1 protein-coding gene is annotated in these 927 nt (G+C 38.9%); it reads right to left on the reverse strand.

From position 1 onward, the window contains the following. The coding region (locus tag H8S63_RS19755) for an Eco57I restriction-modification methylase domain-containing protein (protein WP_186927715.1) at window positions 1-927 on the reverse strand (927 nt) is incomplete at both ends.

The raw sequence follows: 927 nt of genomic DNA on the forward strand, positions 1-927 counted from the left end.
ATCTTGTACCAAACAAGCTTGTGTGTTAAAAATATTTGCTGCTTTTTGAGATAAAAGAATATTTGCTTCTACCGTTATTGCATCGAATATTTTTATGCCTGCAAAATCTACCAACATAATAGGATTGGTCTTGCTTGCGAAATAACCTCGCAAGGCTTCACCATACCCTGCACGCATCCATTTATTAGACGTGATATAGCAAAGAAAACCATTGGGAGTAAGCAGGTTCATACCCAACTCATAGAAGAGGCAGTAAATATCACCAGTGCGTGCATAAGTTATGTAACCCATGCATTCTAATACATCGGCACTCTTACCCATAGATTGTAACTGAATGTAAGGTGGATTGCCAATGATACAGTCAAATCCCAAGAAGTTGCCTTCGGCATCGAGTACTTCTGGAAATTCTATACGCCATTCGAATGCACCAAGATAAATTTTGTTGGAGCGTATTTCCTCAAATATATTTTCTAATGTCGCAATTTCTTTCTTTAAATCGGCAATGCGCTTGTCCGACGCTTTCTTTTCCTTTTTTGTCGGTTCAAACAGTTGAGGCGCTTGTAAGTTTGCCAACTCAGAGCGGCGTTTGTTCAATCTAACCAATCGTGCATCCCGGCGGTTGATCTCTGTTTTCAATTTCGACTTGATTTCTGTTATAAACGTTTCCAAATCCTGCTTTTCGCTTTTACTTTGGGCATTTTTATATTTAGCTACAGCTTCCTTATATTGGCTGATGCTGATACTAGACTCTCGCAGTACGGTCTGAATACTGTCTGTCAAAGCGAATCGGTGAAGCAAAGAATTTCCACATTTGATGTTAATGTCGATATTTGGTAAGGTTTCTAAATAAGTGTAATTACTTTCAGCCGTATAGTAAGCATTCTTCAACAATTCAATCCACAGTCGTAGGCGGCAAATCTTCACAGA

The sequence above is a fragment of the Bacteroides sp. NSJ-39 genome (genome assembly GCF_014287315.1).
Taxonomy (GTDB): domain Bacteria; phylum Bacteroidota; class Bacteroidia; order Bacteroidales; family Bacteroidaceae; genus Bacteroides; species Bacteroides finegoldii.